The organism is Burkholderia sp. 3C, from assembly GCF_054589155.1.
Genome location: NZ_BAAILN010000028.1, coordinates 43,569 through 65,883 on the forward strand (window position 1 = coordinate 43,569; position 22,315 = coordinate 65,883).

A 22,315-nucleotide genomic window follows, 5' to 3' on the forward strand; every position below is an offset into this window, starting at 1 on the left:
GCCGATGAATCAGGTGAGCGGGGCGGCCCCGCGCAAATGGCTCGCGTTCGTCGCGAGCGAGCCGGTGCTGTCCATCCTCGTCGTCGCGCTGGTGATCCTGCAGATCGCGCGGCCGCAGCCGCTGGCTGCGCTCGCTGGCCTGGTCGACTGGCAGACGGTCGCGACGCTCGCCGGCCTGTTGATGGTGACCAAGGCGCTCGAACTGTCGGGCTTCCTGATGTGGCTCGCGCATCGGATCGTGCATCGCGTGCGCACCGAGCGTTCGCTCGCGATCCTGCTGATCGTGTTCGCCGCCGTGCTCGCCACTTGGCTGACCAACGACGTGGCGCTATTCGTCGCCGTGCCGCTGGTGGTGTCGCTGCAGCGGCTCACACCGCTGCCGATCAAGCGCCTCGTGATCTGCCTGGCGATCGCCGTGAACGCCGGCTCGATCGCGACGCCGCTCGGCAACCCGCAGAACCTGTTTCTCTGGCAGCGCAGTGGTGCGTCATTTGGTCGCTTCGTGATCGAGTTGGCACCGCTCGCGTTGATTACGATGGCCATGCTGCTGGTGCTGGCCGCGTGCCTGTTCCGCGCCAAACCGCTCGATTTTTCGGGCGACAGCGAGCCGAATCCGGTGCGCCGGCCGCTCGCGCTGACGGCCGCGGTGCTGTTCGCGGCGTTCGTGGTGGCGGCCGATTTGCACTTCGCGGTGCCCGGCGTGATCGCGGTGGCGCTGGTGCTGGCCGCGACCCGGCGCGATGCCGTGCTGCGGATCGACTGGCTGCTGTTGCTGATTTTCGTGCTGATGTTCGTGGTGCTGCGCGGCGCGGCGGCGCTGCCGGCCGTGCACGGCGCGGTCGCGCAACTCGGGCTCGATGCCCCGCTGCGCCTTTATACAGCGGGCGCCGTGCTGTCGCAGGGCATCAGCAACGTGCCGGCCGCGATCCTGCTTTCGGAGTTCGGCGGCGACTGGCGCGCGCTCGCGTTCGGCGTCAGCGTGGGGGGGTTTGGCTTTGCGATCGGCTCGCTCGCCAACCTGATCGCGGTGCGGCTCGCGAAAACGCCCGGCATCTGGGGGCCGTTTCATCTGGTCTGCGTGCCGTTCGGTTTGATCGCGTACGCGCTTGGCGCGCTGTGGTTGCATCTCGTCTGAGATAAGCCGCGGCCGATCCGGGCGGCCGACATTGCGCTGAAAGCTGGCTGCGGGCTTTTTCTTTCAACTGTTGTCAGACGTCAGAAAATGACGCGATTTTCCGTGCGTCGCATGTCGTTTTCATCGTGTTTTTGTCGCGTCCAAAACCTTGAATCGCGTGCGGCTATCGCTTACAATCGCCGGGATTTGTTAGCACGGTAGCCCTGAAAGCTTGTGGAAAGCTGAAGGCTTACGGCGATTTTGCGGAAGATGGCGATGGCGAGTCAGGCGCCGAACAACAGGCACGACGAACATCCCCACGCGCAGCATGTCGCTGCCGGGCAGCAGCACGGCGTCCCACGGGCAGACGAGTGGGATGTCGAGCAGCAAGATAACACTATCGTTCCGCTCACACGGGCCGAGGCGCAAGCGCTGTTCGGTCCGGATGTGAGTCGGCCATCGCGTGTCACCCCGTTTCGGGTGGTGATCGCGCAAATGGTCTTGTCCCTGGTTGCAACGCTGGCGTGGTGGCTGTTTTCAAAGTCGCCGGGTGCTGCTGCGCAATCGGCATTGCTGGGCGGAGCGATTGGCTGGGTACCGAGTGCGGTGTTCGCAGCGAGACTGCGGTTCGGCGGCGCGAACACGGTGATGGGCTGGATGTTCGGCGAGGCGCTGAAGCTGGGGTTGACGATCGCGATGTTCACCGCGGTGGCGGTCCGGTTTCCGGACGTGCACTGGGTGCCGCTTCTCGTCACCTACCTCGTTGCGCTGAAGACATACTGGCTCGCGCTCGCCTGGCGGTAAGGCATTTTGCGGCAAACCGGAACACACGTTGCGATGCAGCATAAGCAAGTATCGCAGGTCTGACCGGAAGTTGCGCTCTCGTGTTCCCGCAATAAATCTTTGCGGTAATACGTAAAACAACGATTTTCGACAATTTGGGTGCATTAACGACTATGGCAGCTAGCGAAGGCACGCACGCTCTGGATCCGTCCGAGTACATTGCGCACCACTTGCAGAACTTCTCCACCGCGCATCAGACGTCGATCGTCGATTTCCACGTATGGAATCTCGACACGCTGTTCTGGTCGATCGTGTGTGGCCTCGTGACCATTCTCGTGTTGCGTCTCGCAGCACGCAAGGCAACGCCGGGCGTACCGGGCCGTTTCCAGTGCCTGATCGAAATGGTCGTCGAAATGGTCGAAGACCAATCGAAGGCCGTGGTTCGCGGCAACCGCACGTTCATCGCGCCGCTCGCGCTGACGGTGTTCGTCTGGGTGCTGCTGATGAACTCCCTCGACTTCCTGCCGGTCGACCTGCCGGGCCGCGTGATCAACTTGCTCGGCTTGTCCGGCGTGATCTCCTATCACCGCATCGTCCCGACCGCGGACCTGAACGGCACCCTCGGCATCGCGCTGGGCGTGTTCGTCCTGATGATCTACTACAGCATCAAGATCAAGGGCGTCGGCGGTTTTGCCCACGAGCTGGTGTCGGCACCGTTCGGCGCGCATTGGGCGCTGTGGATCCCCAACCTCGCGTTGAACATCGTCGAATACATCGCCAAGACCGTTTCGCTCGGCATGCGGCTGTTCGGCAACATGTACGCAGGTGAGCTGGTGTTCCTGCTGATCGCGCTGCTGGGCAGTATCTGGAGCTTCGGCGGCGATGCAACGGTTCTTGGTTTCGTCGGCCATGTGATCGCGGGCAGCGTCTGGGCAATCTTCCACATCCTGATTGTTCTGTTGCAGGCATTCATCTTCATGATGCTGACGCTGGTGTATCTCGGCCAGGCGCACGAAACGCACTGAGTGCGTGACGGGCAGGCAGTTTCGTTTTTCGGTTTTTTAAATCTCTAGTTCCAAGTCTTTTCAAATAGGAGTGATCATGCAAGCTTTCATCGCCAACATTCAGGGTCTGACCGCAATCGGTATCGGCATCATCATCGGCCTGGGTGCCGTCGGCGCCTGTATCGGTATCGGCCTGATGGGCGGCAAGTACATCGAAGCCTGCGCACGTCAGCCGGAACTGATCAACCCGCTGCAAACGAAGATGTTCCTGCTGGCCGGCCTGATCGACGCTGCATTCCTGATCGGTGTTGGTGTGGCAATGCTGTTCGCATTCGCGAACCCGCTCCTGTCGAAGCTCGCAGGCTAAGGTTCACCGGAAATTTTGCGCTCGCACATAGCGGGCGCAGGGCGGAACGGAGATCCCGGGCGCTGATCGGATGCAACTCGATGAGCGCCTCACCGTTTCATTTTCCCGGATAGCAGACTAAGGAAACACCGTGAATCTCAACGCAACCCTGTTTGCGCAAATGGTCGTGTTCCTGATCCTCGCGTGGTTCACGATGAAGTTCGTGTGGCCGCCGCTGATCAACGCACTCGACGAACGCGCGAAGAAGATCGCCGACGGCCTGGCCGCCGCGGAAAAGGGCAAGGCGGAACTCGAAGCGGCACACAAGGCCGCGGACCAGGAACTCGCGCAGGCTCGCACCGACGGCCAGCAGCGAATCGCCGACGCTGAAAAGCGCGCGCTCGCCGTTGCCGAAGAAATCAAGACGAATGCGCAGGCGGAAGCCGCTCGCATCGTTGCCCAGGCGAAAGCCGATGCCGCACAGCAAATCGTGAAGGCTCGTGAACTGCTGCGCGCGGATGTCGCGACGCTGGCGGTCAAGGGCGCCGAACAGATCCTGAAGCGCGAAGTCGATCAGGCGGCCCACGCCGAACTGCTGACTCAACTGAAAGCCGAGCTCTGATCATGGCCGAATTTGCAACCATTGCCCGCCCTTACGCAGAAGCGCTGTTTCGCGTGGCCGAGGCTGGTGACGTCGCCGCCTGGTCCACGCTCGCAGGAGAGCTGGCCCAGGTTGCGCAACTGCCCGAAGTGCTGTCTGTCGCGTCGAACCCGAAGGTCGGGCGCGCACAGGTCGCCGAACTGCTGCTCGCCGCGGTGAAGTCGCCGCTCGCCGGCAGTGCGGAAGCGAAGAACTTCGTGCGGATGCTGGTCGACAATCATCGCATCGTGCTGCTGCCTGAAATCGCGGAGCAATTCGACGCACTGAAGAACGCGCGTGACGGCGCGGCGGACGTGACCATCGTCAGCGCGTTCCCGCTCGAAGGCGCGCAGCTCGCCGAGCTGGTCGCAAGCCTCGAACGGAAGTTCGGTCGCACGCTGAAAGCCACGGTTGAAATCGACGCGTCGCTGATCGGCGGTGTGCGCGTGACGGTGGGTGACGAAGTGCTCGATACCTCGGTCCGCGCGCGGCTCGCGAGCATGCAAGCCGCATTGACCGCTTGAGCGCCGCAGCCGGCACGCAACAGAATTGAACATCAGGAGCGAATATGCAACTCAATCCCTCTGAGATCAGCGAGCTGATCAAGAGCCGGATCCAGGGCCTGGAAGCGAACGTCGACGTTCGCAATCAAGGCACCGTGATCTCCGTGACGGACGGCATCGTGCGCATCCACGGCCTGTCGGACGTGATGCAAGGCGAAATGCTCGAATTTCCGGGCAACACGTTCGGCCTCGCGCTGAACCTCGAGCGCGACTCGGTCGGCGCCGTGATTCTGGGTGACTACGGCCACATCAGCGAAGGCAACATCGTCAAGACGACGGGTCGCATCCTGGAAGTGCCGGTCGGTCCGGAACTCATCGGCCGCGTGGTCGATGCGCTCGGCAACCCGATCGACGGCAAGGGCCCCGTCAACGCCAAGGCGACCGACGCGATCGAAAAGATCGCCCCGGGCGTGATCTGGCGTCACGGCGTGTCGCAGCCGGTGCAAACCGGCATCAAGTCGATCGACGCGATGGTGCCGATCGGCCGCGGCCAGCGTGAGCTGATCATCGGCGACCGCCAGACGGGCAAGACCGCCGTCGCGATCGACACGATCATCAACCAGAAGGGCAAGGATCTCGTCTGTATCTACGTCGCGATCGGCCAGAAGGCCTCGTCGATCATGAACGTGGTGCGCAAGCTCGAAGAAACGGGCGCGATGGAGTACACGATCGTCGTGTCGGCATCGGCTTCGGATTCGGCTGCCATGCAGTACCTCGCACCGTACGCCGGTTGCACGATGGGCGAATACTTCCGCGATCGCGGTCAAGACGCCCTGATCATCTATGACGATCTGACCAAGCAAGCCTGGGCCTATCGCCAGATCTCGCTGCTGCTGCGCCGTCCGCCGGGCCGCGAAGCGTACCCCGGCGACGTGTTCTATCTCCACTCGCGTCTGCTCGAGCGCGCGGCTCGCGTCTCGGAAGAGTACGTCGAGAAGTTCACGAACGGCGAAGTGAAGGGCAAGACGGGTTCGCTGACGGCGCTGCCGATCATCGAAACGCAGGCAGGCGACGTCACGGCATTCGTACCGACCAACGTGATCTCGATCACGGACGGCCAGATCTTCCTGGAAACCGACCTCTTCAACGCAGGCATCCGTCCGGCAATCAACGCCGGCATCTCGGTGTCGCGAGTCGGTGGCGCTGCGCAAACGAACGTCGTGAAGAAGCTGTCGGGCGGTATCCGTACCGACCTCGCACAGTATCGTGAGCTGGCTGCGTTCGCGCAGTTCGCCTCGGACCTCGACGCCGCCACGCGCAAGCAGCTCGAACGCGGCCGCCGCGTGACGGAACTGCTCAAGCAGCCGCAATACCAGCCGCTGCAGGTCTGGGAACTGTCCGTCGCGCTGTTCTCGGCAAACAACGGCTACCTCGACGACGTCGAAGTGAAGGACGTGCTTGCCTTCGAAAAGGGCCTGCGCGAATACCTGAAGGCCAGCCACGCCGACCTGATCAAGCGTATCGAAGACAACAAGGCTTTGTCGAAGGAAGATGACGGCGCGCTGCACGAAGCGCTGAAGTCCTTCAAGAAGTCGGGTGCCTATTGATCCGCGAGGGACACCTCGAAGCGGTGCGACGCGCGTAAGCGCTGACGCCCCGCTTCGGTCAAGGAGCAAGCAATGGCTGGAATGAAGGAAATTCGCGGCAAGATCAAGAGCGTGCAAAACACGCGCAAGATCACCAAGGCGATGGAAATGGTCGCGGCATCCAAGATGCGCCGCGCGCAGGAACGCATGCGCGCTGCCCGTCCGTACGCCGACAAGGTCCGCGCGATTGCTGCTCACATGAGCCGCGCGAACCCGGAATACCGCCACCCGTTCATGGTGGCGAACGAAGATGCCAAGACGGCCGGTGTGATCCTCGTCACGACCGACAAGGGTCTGTGCGGTGGCCTGAACACGAACGTGCTGCGCGCGACGGTCGGCAAGCTGAAGGAACTCGAGAAGCAAGGCCAGAAGTTCGAAGCCACGGCCATCGGCAGCAAGGGCCTCGGCTTCCTGAACCGCTTCGGCGGCAAGGTGGTCTCGCAGGTCGTCCATCTGGGCGACACGCCGCACCTCGACGCGCTGATCGGCGCGGTGAAGGTGCAGCTCGATGCGTACTCGGAAGGCAAGCTGTCGGCCGTGTACATCGCCTACACGCGCTTCATCAACACGATGAAGCAGGAGTCGGTGATCGAGCAGCTGCTGCCGCTGGCGGCCGAGCACTTCGAGAACGGCGAAGACGGCACGCCTTCGACCTCGTGGGATTACATCTACGAGCCGGATGCGCAGGCCGTGGTGGACGAGTTGCTGGTGCGTTACGTCGAGGCGCTCGTGTATCAGGCCGTGGCGGAAAACATGGCGTCCGAGCAATCGGCGCGAATGGTCGCGATGAAGGCTGCGTCCGACAATGCGAAGACCGTGATCAGCGAGCTTCAGCTGTCGTACAACAAGAGCCGTCAGGCAGCGATCACGAAGGAACTGTCTGAGATCGTCGGCGGTGCCGCCGCTGTTTAAGCGAGTCAGCGACTGTCGCCTCGAAACTGCGCCCTTGCGCGAGTAAAGAATCAGGTATTGAAAGGAAAAGCGATGAGTACTACTGCTTTGGTAGAAGGCAAGATCGTACAGTGCATCGGCGCCGTTATCGACGTGGAATTCCCGCGCGACCGCATGCCGAAGATCTACGACGCACTCATTCTGGAAGGTTCGGAACTGACGCTCGAAGTCCAGCAACAGCTGGGTGACGGCATCGTTCGTACCATCTGTCTGGGCGCATCCGACGGCCTGCGCCGCGGCGTGCTGGTGAAGAACACCGGCCTGCCGATCTCGGTGCCGGTCGGCAAGCCGACCCTCGGCCGCATCATGGACGTCCTCGGCCGTCCGATCGATGAAGCCGGCCCGATCGTGAGCGAAAAGACGCGCTCGATCCACCAGAAGGCACCGGCGTTCGACGAACTGTCGCCGTCGACCGAACTGCTCGAAACCGGCATCAAGGTCATCGACCTGGTGTGCCCGTTCGCAAAGGGCGGCAAGGTGGGCCTGTTCGGTGGTGCCGGCGTGGGCAAGACCGTCAACATGATGGAGCTCATCAACAACATCGCGAAGGAACACGGCGGTTACTCCGTGTTCGCGGGCGTGGGCGAACGTACCCGTGAAGGGAACGACTTCTACCACGAAATGAAGGACTCCAACGTTCTCGACAAGGTCGCGCTGGTCTACGGCCAGATGAACGAGCCGCCGGGCAACCGTCTGCGCGTCGCGCTGACCGGCCTGACGATGGCCGAGCACTTCCGTGACGAAGGCCTCGACGTGCTGTTCTTCGTCGACAACATCTACCGTTTCACGCTGGCCGGTACCGAAGTGTCGGCACTGCTCGGTCGTATGCCGTCGGCCGTGGGCTATCAGCCGACGCTGGCAGAAGAAATGGGCAAGCTGCAGGAACGCATCACGTCGACCAAGACGGGTTCGATCACGTCCGTTCAGGCCGTGTACGTCCCTGCGGACGACTTGACCGACCCGTCGCCGGCCACCACCTTCGGCCACTTGGACGCTACCGTCGTGCTGTCGCGTGACATCGCCTCGCTGGGTATCTACCCGGCAGTCGATCCGCTCGACTCGACCTCGCGCCAGATCGACCCGAACGTGATCGGCGAAGAGCACTACACGATCACGCGTCGCGTTCAGATGACGCTGCAGCGCTACAAGGAACTGCGCGACATCATCGCGATTCTGGGCATGGACGAACTGTCGCCGGACGACAAGCAAACGGTCGCCCGCGCACGGAAGATCCAGCGTTTCCTGTCGCAGCCGTTCCACGTCGCCGAAGTGTTCACGGGTGCGCCGGGCAAGTACGTGCCGCTGAAGGAAACGATCCGCGGTTTCAAGATGATCGTCGACGGCGAGTGCGACCACCTGCCGGAACAGGCGTTCTACATGGTCGGCACGATCGACGAAGCCTTCGAAAAGGCCAAGAAGATCCAGTAAGGGTTCAATGAGCTGCGGCGGCGCAAGCCTGCCGCGGTTCGTTTTACCTGCCGAGCATGGGATGGAGGCCGGCGCGCCAGCGCCGGTTTTCATCGACAGGAGTCCATATGGCAACCATCAAAGTAGACGTCGTCAGCGCGGAAGAGCAGATCTTCTCGGGTCAGGCGAAGTTCGTCGCGCTGCCGGGCGAATCGGGTGAGCTGGGCATTCTGCCGGGCCACACGCCGCTCATCACCCGGATTCGTCCGGGTGCGGTGCGCATCGAATCGGAAAGCGGCGCGGACGAGTTCGTGTTCGTCGCCGGCGGCATCCTCGAGGTGCAGCCGGGTGCCGTGACCGTGCTCGCCGACACCGCGATCCGCGGCAAGGATCTCGACAGCGCGAAGGCGGAAGAAGCCAAGCGCCGTGCAGAAGAAACGCTGCAGAACGCGAAGTCGGACATCGACCTCGCCAAGGCCCAGTCGGAACTCGCGACGGCCATGGCGCAGCTCGAGGCGATCCAGCGTCTCGCGAAGATCCGCAGCAAGAACTGACACGCCGGCGCCTTGCGCGCAGGCAGGAAGAAGCAGCCTTCGGGCTGCTTTTTTTTCGTCTGGCGTTCGCGCATCGCCGTCGATGGCCAGGCGCGCTAACCCCGATGTCAGCCGACTGTCAGGCAGGGCAGAATGGCTCGATCAAGGCTTGGTCGGAGACAGCGATGGCGGCGAATCAAGGCGATCGGGGCGGTGACGGCGCGGTAGGCGACGTAATAAACAACGCAGGCAGCCTGAACGGCGGCGATCGTCCGAATGAGGCAGGCGAGGGCGGCAAGGCCCGTGAAAACGGCATCGCCCCACGCGACGGCCTGTCCCACGTCCGTGGCGCAACCACGCCCGCGTTGAGCCACGCCACCGTGGGCCGCTTCCTGGCCGACACCATCGCGCGCTTTCCCGACCGCCCGGCCGTGGTGTTCCGCGAGCAGGGCGTGCGCTGGAGCTGGCGCGAATTCGGCGACGAGGTCGATGCGCTGGCCGCCGCGCTGATCGAGCTGGGCATCGCACCGGGCGAACGCGTCGGCATCTGGGCGCCGAACCGTGCCGAATGGCTGCTGACGCAATTCGCCACGGCCCGCATCGGCGCGATCCTCGTCAACATCAATCCGGCCTACCGGCACGCCGAACTCGATTACGCGCTGAACCAGGTCGGCTGCAAATTGCTGATCGCGGCCGAATCGTTCAAGACCTCGCACTACACGCTGATGCTGCGCACGCTCGCCCCCGAGCTCGACACGCACGCGCCTGGCATGCTGCGCGCCGAACGCGTGCCGGCGCTGCGCACGGTGGTGTCGATGAGCGAGGCGGCGCCGGCCGGCATGCTGCGCTTCGCGGATCTGATCGCGCACGGCCGCACCTTGCGCGAGCATGCCGGGCTCGACGTGCTGGGCGCGGGTTTCGCCGATACCGATCCGATCAACATCCAGTTCACCAGCGGCACCACCGGCAGCCCGAAGGGCGCAACGCTGACGCACCGGAACATCGTCAACAACGCCCGCTCGATCGCCGGCGTGATGCGGCTGACCGAGCAGGACGCGCTCTGCATCCCGGTGCCGCTCTATCACTGTTTCGGCATGGTGCTGGCGGTGCTGGCCTGCGTGTCGGTGGGCGCGAAGATGGTGTTCCCCGGCGCGGCGTTCGATCCGCTCGCCACGCTCGACGCCGTGCAGGCGGAACGCTGCACCGCGCTGCACGGCGTGCCGACCATGTTCATCGCCGAACTGGATCACCCCGAATTCGGCCGCTTTGACCTGCGCTCGTTGCGCACCGGCATCATGGCCGGCTCGCCGTGCCCGATCGAGACGATGAAGCGCGTGGTGGCCGAGATGCACATGGCCGAGGTCACGATCGCCTACGGCATGACGGAAACCAGCCCCGTGTCGTTTCAGAGCACCACCACCGATTCGCTCGAGAAGCGCACCACCACGGTCGGCCGGGTCCAGCCGCATCTGGAGGCGAAGATCGTCGATGCGAGCGGGGCCATCGTGCCGGTCGGCGAAACGGGGGAGCTGTGCACGCGCGGCTATTCGGTGATGGCCGGCTACTGGGGCGACGAGGCACGCACGCGCGAGGTGATCGTGGATGGCTGGATGCACACGGGCGACCTCGCGACGCTTGACGCGGCGGGCTTCTGCAACATCGTCGGACGGCTCAAGGACATGCTGATTCGCGGCGGCGAGAACATCTACCCGCGCGAGATCGAGGAATTCCTGTTCCGCCATCCGAAAGTGCAGAGCGCGCAGGTGTTCGGCGTGCCGGACGCGAAATACGGCGAGGCAGTGTGCACGTGGATCGTGCTGCGCGCCGGCGCGACGATGGACGAAGCGGAACTGCGTGCCTATTGCGACGGCCAGATCGCGCACTACAAGGTGCCGCGCTATGTGCGCTTCGTGGACGCCTTGCCGATGACCGTGACGGGGAAGGTGCAGAAGTTCGTGATGCGCGAAGCGATGATCGACGAACTGGGGCTGACGCAGCAGAAAACGGCGTGACAATCTGTACGTGCGTTTTCTATGGACGAAAAAAAGCGGGCTCATAAGCCCGCTAAAAACCACACGCTACGGGGTTAGCGCGAGGAGACCAAAGGTGGAAGCAATCGGCAGGTGCCGATCACGATTCCAACAAGGATGCCCCTAAGAAGGGATTCGGTATGAAACCGACGATCTATTCATTGTGCTTTGTATCCGCTCACACGCTGCACAAGAAGGACCACATCCGTGTTGAAACCGTGAGAACCATTGTGGGCGAATTAGAGGGCCTGCGCGGTAACAAAGTGTATCCGGTTGTAACGCCCGCCAGATAAGGCGATACGGGATTTTTTACTCCGCCGAATGGCTAAAAGCAGGGTCATTTTTACCGCCTTTTCCACTGATCTTTTTGCATAATTATTTTGTTTTTTCCATCAGGTTCCGAATAGTCGCTCCCGCACTGAACAAATTTGTAATTTGATGGGTAAGGATAATCCCTCGTTTTTCGATGGGAAACAATCCTGCCGATCGGCCAATGCGTCGCTGTGGTGCGCAATCGCGCGGGCCGGGGCGGGCACATTGCCGTGCGGTGGCCGGGCGGGGCCGGTGCTGGCGAACGCTGCAAGGCAGCGGCAAATCTTGCCGTCGAGGCGAGGCAGTCGGGCCGAGCCGTTGCGAGGTGACTGCCGCTCCCGTCGTTACTTTCCCCGTGTGTCGTAAGGAACCGAAACAGAGCGCGGCGGCGGCTCGCGCGCTTACTTCAGCCAGGTGTCCGTCACGGCCTGGAATTCGCCGGTTTCGTGGGCGAGGTGCAACCATTGGTCGACGTACTGCTGAAACACCACGTCGCCGCGCGGCACCATGTACGCCTTCTCGCCGAACTGGAACGGCTGGTCCGGGTGCACCGAGCACAGGCCGGGGTTGAGCTTTTGCTGGAGCAGCGTTTCGGAGGCGTCAGTCACCATCACGTCGGCATGGCCGTCGAGGATCTGGCGGAAGATCGTCACGTTGTCGGGATAGACGGTCAATTGGGCGTGCGTCAGGTATTGGCGCGCGAAGCGCTCGTTGGTGCCGCCGGGGTTCACGATCACGCGCGTCGACGGCCGGTCGATCTGCTCGACGCGCTGGAAGCGCGCGGCGTCGGCGCAGCGCACGATCGGCGTCTTGCCGTCCTTGACGGTGGGTTGGGTGAAAAAGGCGCGGCGCTGGCGGTCGAGCGTGGTGGAGATGCCGCCCACCGCGATGTCGCAATGCGCGACGAAATCGTCGGTCAGCGCGCGCCAGCTCGTCTTGACGAACGTGGCCTTCACGCCGAGCGAGCGCGCGAGCGATTCGGCCAGATCGATATCGATGCCTTCGAAGCGGCCGTCGGGGCGGTAGTACGTATAGGGCCGATAGTCGCCCGTGGTGCAAACCCGCAGCGTGCCGCGCGCGAGCACGGCGTCGAGCCGTGAGGCCGGGGCCGGGGCGGCAACAACCGGAGCCGTCGCGTCGGGGGCGGCGTCCGTCGCCGCATGGGCCGCGCCGCCGGCGAGCGTGGCGAACATGGAGCATGCGGCCAGCGCCAAGGCGGCCAGACGCGTTGAAGCGGGAACGGAAGCAAGGCGGCGCGGGCGCGCACGGCGGGCGGCAATCATCGATCTGTCTCCGGAATCGGCGAGGGGCGGCGTGCGGTGCGAGCCGCGCGCGCCGGGTGTCGTATGGGGCACGATGATAACGGCGCGCCGCCTCGGGCGGGCGGCTCCGGTAGAATGCCCGTTTGCCCCCGCTTGGTCGCTCATACCGTGGCTCATAACCTGCTCAACGATACCTTCCTGCGCGCGCTGCGGCGCCAGCCGACCGACTACACGCCGATCTGGCTGATGCGCCAGGCCGGCCGTTACCTGCCCGAGTACAACGCCACGCGCGCGCGCGCCGGCAGCTTCCTCGGCCTCGCGAAGAACCCGGAATACGCGACCGAGGTGACGCTGCAGCCGCTCGAGCGCTTTCCGCTCGACGCCGCGATCCTGTTCTCCGACATCCTGACGATCCCCGACGCGATGGGCCTCGGCCTCGAATTCCTGGCCGGCGAAGGGCCGAAATTCGCGCACCCGGTGCGCACCGAGGCCGATGTCGCCAAGCTCGCCGTGCCCGACATCGGCGCGACGCTGGGCTACGTGACCGACGCCGTGCGCGAGATCCGCCGCGCGCTGACCGATGCGCAGGGCCGCCAGCGCGTGCCGCTGATCGGCTTCTCGGGCAGCCCGTGGACGCTCGCCTGCTACATGGTGGAAGGCGGCGGTTCGGACGATTTCCGCACCGTGAAGTCGATGGCCTACGCGCGGCCCGACCTGATGAAGCAGATCCTCGACGTCAACGTCGACGCGGTGGCCGCCTACCTGAACGCGCAGATCGAAGCGGGCGCGCAGGCCGTGATGATCTTCGACACCTGGGGCGGCGCGCTGGCCGACGGCGCTTACCAGCGCCTGTCGCTCGACCCGATCCGCCGCGTGGTGGCCAAGCTCAAGCGCAGCCACGACGGTGAACAGATCCCGGTGATCACCTTCACCAAGGGCGGCGGCCTGTGGCTCGAAGAGATCGCGGCCAGCGGCGTGGATGCGGTCGGCCTCGACTGGACGGTCAATCTCGGCCGCGCACGCGAGCGCGTGAACGGCGCGGTGGCGCTGCAAGGCAACCTCGATCCGACCATCCTGTTCGCGCCGCCGGCAACGATCCGCATGGAAGCCCGCGCGGTGCTCGACAGCTACGGCAACCATCCGGGCCACATCTTCAATCTGGGCCACGGCATTTCGCAATTCACGCCGCCCGAAAGCGTCGCGGAACTGGTGGACGAAGTGCATCGCCATAGCCGCACGCTGCGCGCCGGCTCGCTCGGCTGAACGCCGGGAAGGCACCGGCAGACCCTGCCGGTGCCGCTTCAATTACGGTTCAATCAGGGTTCGATCAGCCGCTTGCGATGCTGCGTCGCAGCGCGCGGCGGCCGTGGCCGGCAGCGTAATCGGGGCGCAGGTGCCCGCCAAGCGGCACTTTCCGGGTTGTCAAGACTTGACTTATGCACATTTTGCTCGTTGCGGCGCGGTAGAGCGCCTCGTCCACAAAATGCCCATGCTATTGCGTTGAAAATCGGATAGCAGCCTTGCTGGGCAAGGCTCCGCGACAGGCGGTCCGATGTCTCGAAAAGCAGCGTCCGGCGCGCGGGGAAGCCCGTTTGGGACAGTCAAGATCGAGTTCTCAACAAAGTTATCCACAGGGCGAGTCGGCTTCCGCTGATTCCTAATCAGAATCCGAAACTTAGCGCCGAAAGTGATGTTTTACTTTAACTTCGCTCCGCCGGTCGTGAGCCGGCCGTCGATCGCGCCGCCAGGCACGCCGGGCGGCCGATGAGCGGCGATCTCTACGTGCGCGTTGCGCTCGACCATCCGCTGCAGACGCTGTTCGACTACCGCTATCGCGGCGCGGTGCCGCCGCAGGTCGGCATGCTGGTGCAGGTGCCGTTCGGAAAGCGGCTGGCGGTGGGGCTTGTGTGCGAAGTCACCACTCACTCTGAGGTGCCCGCGAACCGCCTGCGCGAGGTGGTCGAGCTGTGCCCGGAACTGCCGCCGCTGGGCGACGCGTGGCTCGATCTGGTCGCGTTCGCGGCCGATTACTACCAGCGCGGGCGCGGCGAGGTTGCGCTGCCGGCGCTGCCGCAGGCGCTGCGCGATGCCTCGCGCTGGGGCCGCCTGCTCGCTCCCGAAATCCGTTACCGCCTGCTGCCGGCCGGCCGCGAGGCGCTGCCCGACGCCCTGCCCGCGCGCGCCGCCGCGCTGCGCCGGCTCGCGCAGGCGCTGCTCGACGAAGCCTCGCTGACGCTGCCCGAGCTGCGCGCGCTGCATCCGAAGGCGCAGGCCACGCTCGACGCCTGGTGCGAATCGGGCTGGGCCGCCTGCGATGAAATTTCGGTGGCCGACGCCGGTGGACAAGCAGTGGATAACCGGGTGTCCGCGCCTGTGCCCCCGGCGCTGAACCCCGAGCAGACCGACGCGCTCGATGCGATTCGCGCCGCGCGCGGCTTCGCGCCGTTCCTGCTGCATGGCGTGACCGGCAGCGGCAAGACCGAGGTGTACCTGCATGCGCTCGCCGCGCTGCTCGACCAGCGGCCTGGCGCGCAGGCGCTGGTGATGGTCCCTGAAATCAATCTGACGCCGCAGTTCGAGGCGGCGTTTCGCGCGCGCTTCGCGGCCGTGCTGCCGCCAGACGCAATCGTCACGCTGCACAGCGGGCTGGCCGAGGGCGAGCGTGCGCGCCACTGGCTCGCCGCCCACACCGGCCGCGCGCGCATCGTGCTCGGCACGCGGCTCGCGGTGCTGGCCTCGCTGCCCGCGCTTGCGATGATCGTGGTGGACGAGGAACACGAGCCGGCCTACAAGCAGCAGGAAGGCCTGCGCTATTCGGCGCGCGACCTTGCCGTCTGGCGCGCCAAGCGGCTCGACATCCCGGTGGTGCTCGGCTCGGCCACGCCGTCGCTGGAAAGCTGGTGGCAGGCCGAACAGGGCCGCTACACGCGGCTCACGCTGTCGCGCCGCGCGGTGGCCGACGCCGTGCTGCCCACCGTCAAGCTGATCGATCTCGAAGAGGAACGGCGGCGCGGGCGCGCCTCGATCGGCGGGCTGTCCGGGCCGCTGGTCGCGGCGCTCAAGGGCCGCCTCGAACGCGGCGAGCAGAGCCTGATCTTCCTGAACCGCCGCGGCTACGCGCCCGCATTGGCCTGCGACGCCTGCGGCTGGGTGGCCGGCTGCCCGCGCTGCAGCGCCTACGTGGTGCTGCACAAGCCCGAACGCGCGCTGCGCTGCCACCATTGCGGATGGGAATCGCGCATTCCGCATGCATGCCCCGAGTGCGGCAACGTCGACGTCGCGCCGCTCGGCCGTGGCACGCAGCGCATCGAGGAGACGCTGATCGAGGCGGTGCCCGGTGCGCGAATCCTGCGCATCGATGCCGACAGCACGCGCCGCAAGGGCAGCGCCCAGGCGCTGTTCTCCGAGGTGCACGCGGGCGAGATCGATATCCTGGTCGGCACGCAGATGATCGCGAAGGGCCACGATTTCCGGCGCGTCTCGCTGGTCGGCGTGCTCAATGCCGATACGGCGCTGTTCTCGGCCGACTTCCGCGCCACCGAGCGGATGTTCGCGCAACTGATGCAGGTCAGCGGCCGAGCCGGCCGCGCCGGGTTGCCCGGCGAGGTGCTGATCCAGTCGCGCTACCCGCGCCACGCGCTCTATCACGCGCTGTCGCGCCACGACTACGTGGGCTTCGCGAGCGCCACGCTGGCCGAGCGCCGCGACGCGCACCTGCCGCCGTTCGTCTATCAGGCGTTGCTGCGTGCCGAGGGCCGCACCATCGACGCCGCGCTGGCGTTCCTGCAGGCCGCCGCCGCCGAATTGGCGACGCTGCCTGGCGCCGAGCGCGTGACGGCCTACGACGCGGTGCCGATGACGATCGTCAAGGTGTTCAACGTGCACCGTGCGCAACTGCTGGTCGAAAGCGCCTCGCGCGCGGTGTTGCAACATGTGCTGGCGGCGTGGCAACCGCGCTTGCGTGAATTGAAGGGCGTGTTGCGATGGAGTGTCGAGGTCGACCCGCTCGACATCTGACCAAACTACGCCGCCGAACCGAAATCGTGGCGTGTCGGTGCGACGGCGCACTCGATTCGGCACACCGGCGTAAGAAAACGATGCCACCCGACATGCCTCGAAGTGGTGCAACCGCCGCGTCGGCTGGCCGGTTTCCCATCGCGCCCGCGCGCCGGAACGGTTGTGCATCTCGTCGTCGTGGCGTTGTCCAATCCATCATCCCTCTGCCACACAGCCTTGTCACACAAGGCCTGTCGCCTGATTGGCGATAGCCGGCACTTACATCGCCCCACGCACACAAGCCGTCGCAAGCGAGTTTCACCATTCCGGTGCATACCCGATTGCGCGGGTGGCACTTTTGTGGGCTAAGGGAAAGTACTGATCCGGCGAATGCTTGGCGACAGCCGGTTGCAATGCTCTAATGCATTGATTCAAAAGAATTTTGTAAGGGTGCAACCGGATCGTCGAATCGGTTGCACCTTTTTATTGTGTGGCATAGGATTCCGCGAGTCTCATATTCACGCGACCGCCGGCTCCGGCCTGGCACAGAAGGAATCATGGCAAGCACCACCCTAGGCGTCAAAGTCGACGATCTGCTCCGTTCGCGTCTCAAGGACGCGGCCGCGCGGCTGGAGCGCACTCCCCACTGGCTGATCAAGCAGGCGATCTTCGCGTACCTGGAAAAGATCGAGCACGGCCATCTGCCGGCCGAACTGTCGGGCCGCAGCGGCTTCGCCGAGCTGGCCGATGGTCAGGAGCAAGACGACGGCGCCCCGCATCCGTTCCTCGAATTCGCGCAAAGCGTGCAGCCGCAATCGGTGCTACGCGCCGCGATCACGGCGGCTTACCGCCGTCCGGAGCCGGAGTGCGTGCCGTTCCTGCTCGGCCAGGCGCGCTTGCCCGCCCATCTCGCGGCCGACGTGCAATCGATGGCGACCACGCTGGTCGAGGCGCTGCGCACCAAGAGCTCGGGCGGCGGCGTCGAGGGGCTGATTCACGAATTCTCGCTGTCGAGCCAGGAAGGCGTCGCGCTGATGTGCCTGGCCGAAGCGCTGCTGCGCATTCCCGACCGCGCCACGCGCGACGCGCTGATCCGCGACAAGATCAGCAAGGGCGACTGGCGCTCGCACATGGGCCAGGCGCCGTCGCTGTTCGTGAACGCGGCCACCTGGGGCCTGATGATCACCGGCAAGCTGGTCACCACCAACAGCGAGACGGGCCTGTCGTCGGCGCTCACGCGCCTGATCGGCCGCGGCGGCGAGCCGCTGATCCGCAAGGGCGTGGACATGGCGATGCGCCTGATGGGCGAGCAGTTCGTCACCGGCGAAACCATTTCCGAGGCGCTGGCCAACAGCCGCAAGTACGAAGCGCGCGGCTTCCGCTACTCGTACGACATGCTCGGCGAGGCGGCCACCACGGAAGAAGATGCGCAGCGCTACTACGCATCCTACGAACAGGCGATCCACGCGATCGGCAAGGCCGCCGGCAGCCGCGGCATCTACGAAGGCCCGGGCATCTCGATCAAGCTGTCGGCGCTGCACCCGCGCTACTCGCGCGCGCAGCAGGACCGCACGATGAGCGAACTGCTGCCGCGCGTGCGCGCGCTGGCGCTGCTCGCGCGCCGCTACGACATCGGCCTGAACATCGATGCCGAGGAAGCCGACCGCCTCGAAATCTCGCTCGACCTGCTCGAAGCGCTGTGCTTCGACCCGGAGCTGGCCGGCTGGAACGGCATCGGCTTCGTGGTGCAGGCGTACCAGAAGCGCTGCCCGTTCGTGATCGACTACCTGATCGACCTCGCGCGCCGCAGCCGTCACCGCCTGATGATCCGCCTCGTGAAGGGCGCGTATTGGGACTCGGAAATCAAGCGTGCACAGGTGGACGGCCTCGAAGGCTATCCGGTCTACACGCGCAAGATCTACACCGACGTGTCGTACGTCGCCTGCGCGAAGAAGCTGCTCGGCGCGCCCGATGCGGTGTATCCGCAGTTCGCCACGCACAACGCGCATACGCTGTCGGCCATCTATCACCTGGCCGGCCAGAACTATTACCCGGGCCAGTATGAATTCCAGTGCCTGCACGGCATGGGCGAGCCGCTGTACGAGGAAGTCACGGGCCGCGACAAGCTGAACCGTCCGTGCCGCGTGTATGCCCCGGTCGGCACGCATGAAACGCTGCTCGCCTACCTCGTGCGCCGCCTGCTCGAAAACGGCGCGAACACCTCGTTCGTGAACCGCATCGCCGACAAGGCCGTGCCGGTCAAGGAACTGGTGGCCGACCCGGTCGACGAAGCCGCGAAGATCGTCCCGCTCGGCGCGCCGCACGCGAAGATCCCGCTGCCGCAAGGCCTGTACGGCGACTCGCGCGCCAATTCGATGGGCCTCGATCTGTCGAACGAGCATCGTCTGGCCTCGCTGTCGTCGGCACTGCTGACGAGCGCGCATCACCCGTGGCGCGCCGCGCCGATGCTGGCCGACGAAGCGCTGTCCGACGCCCCGGCGCGCGACGTGCGCAACCCGTCCGATCAGCGCGACGTGGTGGGCACCGTCAGCGAGGCGACCCCGGAGCACGTGAGCGCCGCGCTCGCGCATGCCGTGTCGGCCGCGCCGATCTGGCAGGCCACGCCGGTCGAAGCCCGCGCCGATTGCCTGGCGCGCGCCGCCGATCTGCTCGAAGCGCAGATGCATACGCTGATGGGCCTCGTGATCCGCGAGGCGGGCAAATCGCTGCCGAACGCGGTGGCGGAAATTCGCGAGGCGATCGACTTCCTGCGCTATTACTCGGCGCAGATCCGCGACGAATTCTCGAACGACACGCACCGCCCGCTCGGGCCCGTGGTGTGCATCAGCCCGTGGAATTTCCCGCTGGCGATCTTCATGGGCCAGGTGGCCGCGGCGCTGGCCGCCGGCAACACGGTGCTGGCCAAGCCCGCCGAGCAAACTCCGCTGATCGCGGCGCAGGCGGTGCGCCTGCTGCGCGAGGCCGGCGTGCCGGCCGGCGCGGTGCAACTGCTGCCGGGCGACGGCGAGACGGTGGGCGCGGCGCTGGTGTCGGACCCGCGCACGCGCGCCGTGATGTTCACCGGCTCGACCGAAGTCGCGCGCCTGATCAACAAGGTGCTGGCCGCGCGCCTCGACCCGGACGGCAAGCCGATCCCGCTGATCGCCGAAACCGGCGGCCAGAACGCGATGATCGTCGACTCGTCGGCGCTCGCGGAACAGGTGGTGGCCGACGTGATGAACTCGGCGTTCGATTCGGCCGGCCAGCGTTGCTCGGCGCTGCGCGTGCTCTGCCTGCAGGACGACGTGGCCGATCGCACGCTCACCATGCTCAAGGGCGCGATGCACGAGCTGACGCTCGGCAACCCCGATCGCCTGTCGACCGACGTCGGCCCGGTGATCGATGCCGAGGCGAAGCAAACGATCGACACCCACGTCGCCGCGATGAAGGAAAAGGGCCATGCGGTCACGCAGTTGCCGATGCCGGCCGGCTGCGCGCAGGGCACCTTCGTGCCGCCGACGCTGATCGAGATCGGCAGCATCGACGAACTGAAGCGCGAAGTGTTCGGCCCGGTGCTGCACGTGGTGCGCTACCGCCGCAGCGCGCTCGACAAGCTGCTCGACCAGGTGCGTTCGACCGGCTACGGCCTGACGCTCGGCATCCACACGCGGATCGACGAAACCATCGCGCACGTGATCGGCCGCGCGCATGTGGGCAACATCTACGTGAACCGCAACGTGGTGGGCGCCGTGGTGGGCGTGCAGCCGTTCGGTGGCGAAGGCCTGTCGGGCACCGGCCCGAAGGCCGGCGGCGCGCTCTATCTGCAACGCCTGCTGGCCACGCGCCCGGCCGGCTTGCCGAAGGCGCTGGAATCGTCGCTGATCGTCGATGCGCCGGTGGCGGGCGAGTCGGGTGATAATCCGTCGTCGGCGCTGACCGCGCTGCGCGACTGGCTGATCGAACAACGCGAGCCGGCGCTCGCCGCACGCTGCGAAGGCTACCTGTCGCGCGTGCTGGCGGGTGCCACGGCGGTGTTGCCGGGGCCGACGGGCGAGCGCAATACGTACACGCTCGGCCCGCGCGGCACGGTGTTGTGCATGGCGGCAACGGCGAAGGGCGCGCGTGCGCAGTTCGCCTCGGTGCTCGCCACCGGCAACCGCGCGCTGTTCGCGGGTGCGGCCGGCGAAGCGTTGGCCGCGGCCTTGCCCGCTTCGTTGAAGTCGTATGCGGCGGTGCGCAAGCAGGCCGACGCGGCGTTCGATGCGGTGCTGTTCGAAGGCGACAGCGACGAGTTGCTGGCGCTGGTGAAGGAAGTCTCGCAACGTCCCGGCCCGATCGTATCGGTGCAGGGCGTGGCGGCCGGCGCGTTCGAGAACGGCGACGAAGATTACGCGTTGGAGCGGCTGCTGACGGAACGCTCGGTGAGCGTGAACACGGCGGCAGCCGGCGGCAACGCCAATCTGATGACGATCGGCTGAGCGATCCCGGCTGGTTGGCATGACGAAACGGAAGCGGCAAGGCAAACCCGAAGCCGCTCCATCTACCCTGGTATTAGGAGAAGCTATGCAACACACGATGAAAAAAGTGGCAGGCGCAACGCTGGTTGCGGTCATGTCGCTGGCGGGGACCGCATACGCGGAGGACGTGAAGATCGGTTTTGCAGGGCCGATGACGGGTGCGCAGGCGCACTACGGCAAGGACATGCAAAACGGCATCGTGCTCGCGATCGAGGATTTCAACGCGACCAAGCCGGTTATCGGCGGCAAGCCGGTGACGTTCGTGCTCGACTCGCAAGACGACCAGGCTGACCCGCGCACCGGCACGACGGTCGCGCAGAAGCTCGTCGACGACGGCATCAAGGGCATGCTCGGCCACTTCAATTCGGGTACCACGATCCCCGCTTCGCGCATCTACGCGAACGCCGGCATCCCCGAAATCGCGATGGCGACGGCGCCCGAATACACCACGCAGGGCTACAAGACCACGTTCCGGATGATGACGTCCGACACGCAGCAGGGCTCGGTGGCCGGCGCGTTCGCGGTCAAGGATCTGGGCATGAAGCGGATCGCGATCGTCGACGACCGCACCGCCTATGGCCAAGGCCTGGCCGACCAGTTCGAGAAGGCCGCCAAGGCAGCCGGCGCGACCATCGTCGATCGTGAATTCACGAACGACAAGGCCGTCGACTTCAAGGCGATCCTGACCAAGCTGAAGGCTGCCAAGCCGGATATGGTCTATTACGGCGGCGCCGATTCGCAAGGTGCACCGATGGTCAAGCAGATGAAGTCGCTGGGCCTCGCCTCCCCGCTGATGAGCGGCGAAATGGTCCACACGCCGACCTTCCTGAAGATCGCCGCCGACGCGTCGGACGGCACGATCGCCTCGCTGGCCGGTCTGCCGCTGAACGACATGCCGGGCGGCAAGGCCTACGCCGAGAAGTACAAGAAGCGTTTCGGCGAAGACGTGCAGACCTACTCGCCGTACGCCTACGACGGCGCGATGGCGATGTTCAACGCGATGAAGAAGGCGAACTCGACGGATCCGGCCAAGTACCTGCCGGTGCTCGCGCAGACGGATATGGCCGGCGTCACCTCGACGCACATCGCGTACGACTCGAAGGGCGACCTGAAGAACGGCGGCATTACGATGTACAAGGTCGTAAAGGGCGAGTGGGTGCCGCTCAAGAGCATCGGCGGCAAGTAATGCGCACGGCCTGAGCGGGGTGCGCCCCGCGCGGGTTGGATGACTCACGGGACCGGCCGGCGGCACGTTTCAGGACGTGCCGCCG

The 22,315-nt window shown here is 65.4% G+C and carries 16 protein-coding genes; 15 read left to right on the plus strand and 1 reads right to left on the minus strand.

Annotated features, from left to right (window positions below):
• The first annotated feature begins 4 nt into the window (after positions 1-4).
• The 11 genes from ACYP33_RS03995 (at position 5) to ACYP33_RS04045 (ending at position 10,939) form a co-directional block, all read left to right on the plus strand.
• Positions 5-1,135: an SLC13 family permease gene (locus ACYP33_RS03995; RefSeq protein ID WP_459619837.1), complete on the plus strand. Its 1,131-nt coding sequence runs from the start codon at positions 5-7 to the stop codon at positions 1,133-1,135.
• A gap of 255 nt (positions 1,136-1,390) precedes the next feature.
• The gene (locus tag ACYP33_RS04000) at positions 1,391-1,918 is read left to right on the plus strand and encodes an ATP synthase subunit I (protein WP_414443531.1); all 528 of its coding nucleotides are present in this window, start codon (positions 1,391-1,393) and stop codon (positions 1,916-1,918) included.
• 152 nt (positions 1,919-2,070) lie between these two features.
• Positions 2,071-2,922, plus strand: a complete 852-nt coding sequence (atpB, locus tag ACYP33_RS04005) for a F0F1 ATP synthase subunit A (RefSeq protein WP_414443532.1) — start codon at positions 2,071-2,073, stop codon at positions 2,920-2,922.
• A 76-nt stretch (positions 2,923-2,998) separates the two neighbouring features.
• The gene (gene atpE / locus ACYP33_RS04010; RefSeq protein WP_013696170.1) at positions 2,999-3,268 is read left to right on the plus strand and encodes a F0F1 ATP synthase subunit C; all 270 of its coding nucleotides are present in this window, start codon (positions 2,999-3,001) and stop codon (positions 3,266-3,268) included.
• Positions 3,269-3,398: 130 nt separating this feature from the next.
• Positions 3,399-3,869, plus strand: coding sequence for a F0F1 ATP synthase subunit B (locus ACYP33_RS04015; protein WP_414443533.1), 471 nt, complete (start codon positions 3,399-3,401; stop codon positions 3,867-3,869).
• A gap of 2 nt (positions 3,870-3,871) precedes the next feature.
• A complete protein-coding gene (locus ACYP33_RS04020) occupies positions 3,872-4,411 on the plus strand; it encodes a F0F1 ATP synthase subunit delta (RefSeq protein WP_414443534.1) in 540 nt (179 codons plus the stop codon).
• 44 nt (positions 4,412-4,455) lie between these two features.
• Positions 4,456-5,997 carry a F0F1 ATP synthase subunit alpha gene (gene atpA / locus ACYP33_RS04025; protein ID WP_414443535.1) on the plus strand — a complete coding sequence of 514 codons (1,542 nt, stop codon included), beginning with the start codon at positions 4,456-4,458 and terminating at the stop codon, positions 5,995-5,997.
• Positions 5,998-6,069: 72 nt separating this feature from the next.
• Positions 6,070-6,948 (plus strand): F0F1 ATP synthase subunit gamma, encoded by an 879-nt coding sequence (gene atpG, locus ACYP33_RS04030; protein ID WP_459619841.1) that lies wholly within the window; start codon positions 6,070-6,072, stop codon positions 6,946-6,948.
• Between the two features lie 72 nt (positions 6,949-7,020).
• Positions 7,021-8,415, plus strand: a complete 1,395-nt coding sequence (atpD, locus tag ACYP33_RS04035) for a F0F1 ATP synthase subunit beta (RefSeq protein ID WP_414450617.1) — start codon at positions 7,021-7,023, stop codon at positions 8,413-8,415.
• 107 nt (positions 8,416-8,522) lie between these two features.
• Positions 8,523-8,948 carry a F0F1 ATP synthase subunit epsilon gene (locus ACYP33_RS04040; protein WP_206125680.1) on the plus strand — a complete coding sequence of 142 codons (426 nt, stop codon included), beginning with the start codon at positions 8,523-8,525 and terminating at the stop codon, positions 8,946-8,948.
• Positions 8,949-9,112: 164 nt separating this feature from the next.
• On the plus strand, positions 9,113-10,939 hold the full coding sequence (locus ACYP33_RS04045; RefSeq protein WP_459619843.1) for an AMP-binding protein: 1,827 nt from the start codon (positions 9,113-9,115) through the stop codon (positions 10,937-10,939).
• Positions 10,940-11,670: 731 nt separating this feature from the next.
• Here ACYP33_RS04045 and ACYP33_RS04050 read toward each other — a convergent pair.
• The gene (locus ACYP33_RS04050) at positions 11,671-12,462 is read right to left on the minus strand and encodes a transporter substrate-binding domain-containing protein (protein WP_459619845.1); all 792 of its coding nucleotides are present in this window, start codon (positions 12,460-12,462) and stop codon (positions 11,671-11,673) included.
• Between the two features lie 237 nt (positions 12,463-12,699).
• Between ACYP33_RS04050 and hemE the strand changes: the two genes are divergently transcribed.
• From hemE to ACYP33_RS04070, 4 genes are all read left to right on the plus strand, one after another.
• The gene (hemE, locus tag ACYP33_RS04055) at positions 12,700-13,794 is read left to right on the plus strand and encodes a uroporphyrinogen decarboxylase (RefSeq protein ID WP_459619847.1); all 1,095 of its coding nucleotides are present in this window, start codon (positions 12,700-12,702) and stop codon (positions 13,792-13,794) included.
• Positions 13,795-14,295: 501 nt separating this feature from the next.
• Positions 14,296-16,548, plus strand: coding sequence for a primosomal protein N' (locus ACYP33_RS04060; RefSeq protein ID WP_459619849.1), 2,253 nt, complete (start codon positions 14,296-14,298; stop codon positions 16,546-16,548).
• A 536-nt stretch (positions 16,549-17,084) separates the two neighbouring features.
• Complete coding sequence (gene putA / locus ACYP33_RS04065; RefSeq protein WP_414450612.1) at positions 17,085-21,005, plus strand: trifunctional transcriptional regulator/proline dehydrogenase/L-glutamate gamma-semialdehyde dehydrogenase; 3,921 nt, start codon at positions 17,085-17,087, stop codon at positions 21,003-21,005.
• Positions 21,006-21,090: 85 nt separating this feature from the next.
• Complete coding sequence (locus ACYP33_RS04070; RefSeq protein ID WP_414443544.1) at positions 21,091-22,230, plus strand: branched-chain amino acid ABC transporter substrate-binding protein; 1,140 nt, start codon at positions 21,091-21,093, stop codon at positions 22,228-22,230.
• Positions 22,231-22,315 lie beyond the last annotated feature (85 nt).

What these genes read in the sequence shown, in the direction of transcription:
- ACYP33_RS03995 (WP_459619837.1), top strand. Translation starts at nt 5, where the DNA reads ATGAATCAGGTGAGCGGGGCGGCCCCGCGCAAATGGCTCGCGTTCGTC.
- ACYP33_RS04000 (WP_414443531.1), top strand. Translation starts at nt 1,391, where the DNA reads ATGGCGAGTCAGGCGCCGAACAACAGGCACGACGAACATCCCCACGCG.
- atpB (WP_414443532.1), top strand. Translation starts at nt 2,071, where the DNA reads ATGGCAGCTAGCGAAGGCACGCACGCTCTGGATCCGTCCGAGTACATT.
- atpE (WP_013696170.1), top strand. Translation starts at nt 2,999, where the DNA reads ATGCAAGCTTTCATCGCCAACATTCAGGGTCTGACCGCAATCGGTATC.
- ACYP33_RS04020 (WP_414443534.1), top strand. Translation starts at nt 3,872, where the DNA reads ATGGCCGAATTTGCAACCATTGCCCGCCCTTACGCAGAAGCGCTGTTT.
- atpA (WP_414443535.1), top strand. Translation starts at nt 4,456, where the DNA reads ATGCAACTCAATCCCTCTGAGATCAGCGAGCTGATCAAGAGCCGGATC.
- atpG (WP_459619841.1), top strand. Translation starts at nt 6,070, where the DNA reads ATGGCTGGAATGAAGGAAATTCGCGGCAAGATCAAGAGCGTGCAAAAC.
- atpD (WP_414450617.1), top strand. Translation starts at nt 7,021, where the DNA reads ATGAGTACTACTGCTTTGGTAGAAGGCAAGATCGTACAGTGCATCGGC.
- ACYP33_RS04040 (WP_206125680.1), top strand. Translation starts at nt 8,523, where the DNA reads ATGGCAACCATCAAAGTAGACGTCGTCAGCGCGGAAGAGCAGATCTTC.
- ACYP33_RS04045 (WP_459619843.1), top strand. Translation starts at nt 9,113, where the DNA reads ATGGCGGCGAATCAAGGCGATCGGGGCGGTGACGGCGCGGTAGGCGAC.
- ACYP33_RS04050 (WP_459619845.1), bottom strand. Translation starts at nt 12,462, where the DNA reads ATGTTCGCCACGCTCGCCGGCGGCGCGGCCCATGCGGCGACGGACGCC.
- ACYP33_RS04060 (WP_459619849.1), top strand. Translation starts at nt 14,296, where the DNA reads ATGAGCGGCGATCTCTACGTGCGCGTTGCGCTCGACCATCCGCTGCAG.
- putA (WP_414450612.1), top strand. Translation starts at nt 17,085, where the DNA reads ATGGCAAGCACCACCCTAGGCGTCAAAGTCGACGATCTGCTCCGTTCG.
- ACYP33_RS04070 (WP_414443544.1), top strand. Translation starts at nt 21,091, where the DNA reads ATGCAACACACGATGAAAAAAGTGGCAGGCGCAACGCTGGTTGCGGTC.